The sequence below is a fragment of the Amycolatopsis rhizosphaerae genome, assembly GCF_007713715.1.
Lineage (GTDB): Bacteria > Actinomycetota > Actinomycetes > Mycobacteriales > Pseudonocardiaceae > Amycolatopsis_E > Amycolatopsis_E rhizosphaerae.
Window position 1 is genome coordinate 1 of record NZ_VJWX01000567.1, and the last position, 4445, is coordinate 4445.

Sequence of the window (4445 nt, forward strand, 5' to 3'; positions counted from 1 at the left end):
CCAGAGCACGACGCGCCACCGGTCTCCGGCCACCCGCACGATGCGGTCGAGGTCGTCGCGGAAACGAGCGACCTCCTCGGCCGTGCGGAGGGCACCGCGCAGCCACCCCGAAGGCATCAGCCGCGACGGCTCGACCAGTTCCCGCAGCGGTGGTAGTGGCGGCAGCCGGTCGTGGCGGGCCCAGGTGAAACGGCGCTGGGCGGACGGTTCGATCCCGGCGCTGCGCTCGATCCCAGTGGTGTCGTGCCCACCGTCGTCCGGCGTCGGTGTGCGGTCGAATTCCCGGGACGGGAAGTACTGCCCCCGCATGCCGAGCTTCGCGTTCGCCCCCTCCAGCCCGGACCGCGCTTCCGCCATGGCGGGAGGTTCCGAGGACAGGTCCGGGACGACACCGGCGTTTCCGGCATGGCCGTCGTGGCTGTCGTGGCCGGGAGCCAGCGCGGCGAACGCCTCGTTGAGCGCCCGGACGGCGGCGTCCGAACGGTCGCCGCCGAAGATCCGCTGCACCGCCTCCGCGCCGACGTCATCCTTCGGGAGCCGGACGTAGAGCTGCGCGATCCGTCCCACGGTGCCCGGTTGCGCCGCGGCACCGAAGACCTGGACGGCGATCTGCTCCGGCCGGATGTCCAGGCCCAGCCTGCTCAGCCGCAGCGCCTCCTCGGTCAGTTCGTCCCGGAACACCGCGGCGACCGCGTCCGCCCGCCCCTGGCCCGCGGCCTTGGCCTGCCGCGCGTTGGTCAGCAGGCCGGTGTGGCCGAAGCCCACGATCGTCACCCCCGGCAGGGTCACCTTGTTGCGCAGGCGCCAGGCCGCGGCGCGCGCGACCTGGCGCGCGGCCTGGCGCACGTCGGCGACCCGCGGCCCCGGCAGCGTGGTGCTTCTCCCCGGGAAGACGACCTCCACCGATTCGATCTCCTTGGCCGCGAGGTCGGCCAGCGGGACCTCCGGGACGCGGGTCCCGTCCGGCAGGGCCTCGGTGAACATCCCGCCGTCGCCGACGGTGTGGCTGGCGTTGCTGTTGCTCACCAGTACGACATTGGTGGCACCGAACACCTGGACCGGGCCACCCGTGATCTGCTGCCACTCGGCCTTGAAACGTTCCGCGGGAGCCGCGTCCGCACCCGCCGGGGTCGCCATCAGCCAGCACTGCCCGAGCGTGATCGGGGCCGCCGGGTGCGCACCGGCCCGCCGGAACACCTCGGTGCCCGCGACGATGCGCGCGCCGGCGGCGCCGTCGAGGCCCACGGCGTCGCCGATGTGCAGGGGCCGGTCGGTCTTCAGGCCGAACGGCATCCGCCCGCCCTTCACCCCGTGGCCGTCGAGGAACCATGTCGGAAGCGTGCTGCCCGCCCAGGGCGCGACGACCGGAAAATGGCGCTCGACCTTGTGGCCGAACAACGGCACTTCGGTCGTGCGGAAGTAGTACCGCTGCCGCACGGCGGAATCGCGCCACGCGGGCAGGAACATGTCCTGGGCGTCCTTCTCGTTGAGCGGGAAGAACTGCCCGTGAGTGCCCAGGGTTTCGTTGGCCATCGCGTAGGTGACGACGTCGTCCGGCCCGGGGAGCAGCGCCGCCGTGGTTTCGAACCGCTTCCCGCCCGTGGCGATGGATCCGTCGCCGGACAACCTGACGGCGCTCGGCGTGTGATGGATGGCGCGCGAGTAGCCGCCGCGGAGCAGCGACCGCGCGAACTCGCCGATCCCCGTCGTCTCCCCGTCCAGCGTGGCGAGCACCAGTGACCGGTCCTCGGGGAAGCCGGTCGCCCTGCCCAGCATCTCCCGCAGAGCGGGGTCGCTCCGCACGATCTGGGCCAGCTTCGCCGGGGTGAGCTGCTGGGTCACCCCATCCCGGCGGATGGCCTGGTAGCCCCGCTCGCCCGCGCCGGTGAACAGGAACACCGGCGGCCTGCCCGCCCGCCACGGCGAGGTCTCCTTGTGCGCGGCGGAACCGGCCTCGACCAGGTACCCGCGCAGGCGGTCGGCCGTCGCGTTCCCGGCCCAGGCGCGGGCCCGCCGGAAGGCCAGGCCGTCCCCGGGATACCGCACGAACAGCGCGACCGGCTCACCGGCCTTGTTCTTCAGCACGCTGGTCCGCACGTCCCCGGCGCGCAGGTCCGACACCAGCGTGAACCGGGTGTCCCCGCTGGTGCCGATCCGGTCCCGCTCGATACTCGCCGCACCGTCCGGGGCGTAGACGTCGGTGAACACCCCTTCCGCGCGCAGCGCCCCCGCGAAGTCGAAGCCGAGACCGCCGAAGTTCACGCGGGCACCACCGTCTCGGGCCACCAGCAGCACCGGCCGCTCCCGGTCGTCCCGCAGTTGCCGCCCGAAGTCCGGATCGGCCAGCAGCATCCTGCCGAGCCGGCGGCCGTCGAGTTCGAGCACCGCGCCGGACTTGGTGGCGATCCGGGCGAACGTCCCGTCCGGGGAGTCGACCGAGACGATCAGCGGATTCTTCGGCGCCCACGGCCCGTCCAGCTCGGCGGTGCCGTGGATGATCGCGTCGACGAAGTCCGCCAGCACCTCGGTCTCCGCCTCGGGCTCGCGCATCCCGCCGGGCACGGGGAATCCGAACACGTTGTCCCACGACGCGCGCACCACCTCCCCGGGCGATGGCGGCGGCCCCTCCACGAACTCGCTGCCTCGCGGGACGGTGAGCATGGCATGCGGGGTGAAGGAGTACGAGCCGTAGTAGGTATGGGTCTGCCATGGCCCGGTCAGCGCTCGCAGCTTCGCCAGCAACCCGCGGTTGGCGATGCTCATCGCGGCCATCTCCGCCGGTTCGACCAGGCTGAGCACGATCAACGGCGGGCGGACCGGGCCCGAAGTCAGCTGCTGGAACGCGGAGGACTTCGCCATCAGCTCGGCGGTCACCGCGGGTCCCAGACGCCAGGTGCTGCCATCCGTCAACGGGACCAGGAAGTCGTCGCCCGCGCTGTCCAGCAGGAGCTGGACAGGGCGTGTCCGGGGGCCATCGGTTGCCGCGGCCCACGCCTGCGTGGTCGTTTCTTCCGAGCGCACCTTGCCCGCCGCGTCGGTGGAGACCTCGGTCACGGCCCGCAGGCTGTGGTCGCTGGTCGCGGTCAGCGTGGCGGCCAGGTTGGTGTCAAGGCGCACCGGGGAAGCGAAGCCCATGCCGAACTGCCGGTTTTTCGAGTCCTTCAGCGGCACCCACCGCACGTCGTCCGGCCGGATCTCCGACACCGGCTCGTAGGAGCCGCTGTCCGCCGGGACCGAGTGGCCCGCGGCGTCCAGCTTCAGCGGCCGGGTCGCGGCGGTCACCGACCGGTACGGCTCGGTGCCTCGTAGCGCCTCCGCGAACTCCTTCGCCGCCTGGATCGTCCGGTCCGGATGCGCGGGGTCGGCGCCGACCAGCCTGACCGGCACGGCGGGGTCGGCGGCGTGCCACTGAAACGCCGGTGAGTTCCGGACGTGCCGTGCCAGGGTGGCACCGTCGAGGAGGTTGCCGTTGACGAGGAACCTGCCGTCGCGGCCCGTGACGTAGACGGAGAACGGTTTCTTCCCGCTCGTCGGCGGCAGCGCGTTGTGCAGGCGTTCCCAGACGGCCCCCTCCGAGGCGGTGCCCGAGTCGAAGCTGATCCCGCCCGCCGAATTCGCGGTGGGGGCGTGCTCGGCTCCCCACGGCAGGATGGGCACCGACACGTCGACGGTGACCCGGCCCGCAGCGCCCGGACCGACCACGATCTCCGGCAACGGCCGCGCCGGGTCGGTGCCCAGTGCCGTCCGCAGCAGGTCGGCGACGAACTGCGCGTCCCGCTGGTCACCGCCGATGTCGACCCGCGGCACCGGCAGGCCGTCGGCCTGCTGGAACCGCACCGACGACCGCAGCGCACCCGCCAGCGCCCGCAGGTCCGCGAGTTGCGCGGGATCGGCCAGGCTCGTGCCGGTGGCGTCGACCCGGAAGGTGTGCTGCCTGCCGAGCTCCGCGTCCGTCACGTCGCGCGAGAGCTGGTCCGCGTCCAGTGAAGCGCTTTCTGGCGAGCCTTCCGGTGATTCGGCCTCGGCGGCGGTGTTCCCGAGGCCGTTGCCCGGCGTGCCGTCCTCTTGGGCGAGCGTGACCGACCGATGCGGCGAGCGGCTGCCATCGGGAACACGGACCGTGCCGTCCTCGAGGATCTCCACCCGGGTCGACGGGCCGCGCACGTCGCCGTGGTAATCGTCCTGCCGCAACAGGTCCGCCAGTCGCCCCAGCCTGCCACCCAGCGCGGGATCGGCCACCCGGCAACTCAACATCACCAGTTCGGGCCGGTCCCGCCACGCCCGGCCACCCGGCAGCCCCGTGCTGTCGAGCAGCCGCACCACACCGGCCTCGTCCAGCCGGACCCGCTGTCCATCCGACTTCCGCCAAACCGAGAAACCGCCCTCGTCGTGATGCATCACCGTCGTGTAGGCGGCGGGATCACCGGCACCCCGCCGGAACGCCT

The 4445-nt window shown here is 72.7% G+C and carries 1 protein-coding gene; it reads right to left on the reverse strand.

All coding sequences use genetic code 11. The features are described from left to right. Nucleotides 1-4445 (reverse strand): hypothetical protein (locus FNH05_RS38470; protein ID WP_186382862.1); only part of this gene is annotated, 4445 nt, incomplete at both ends.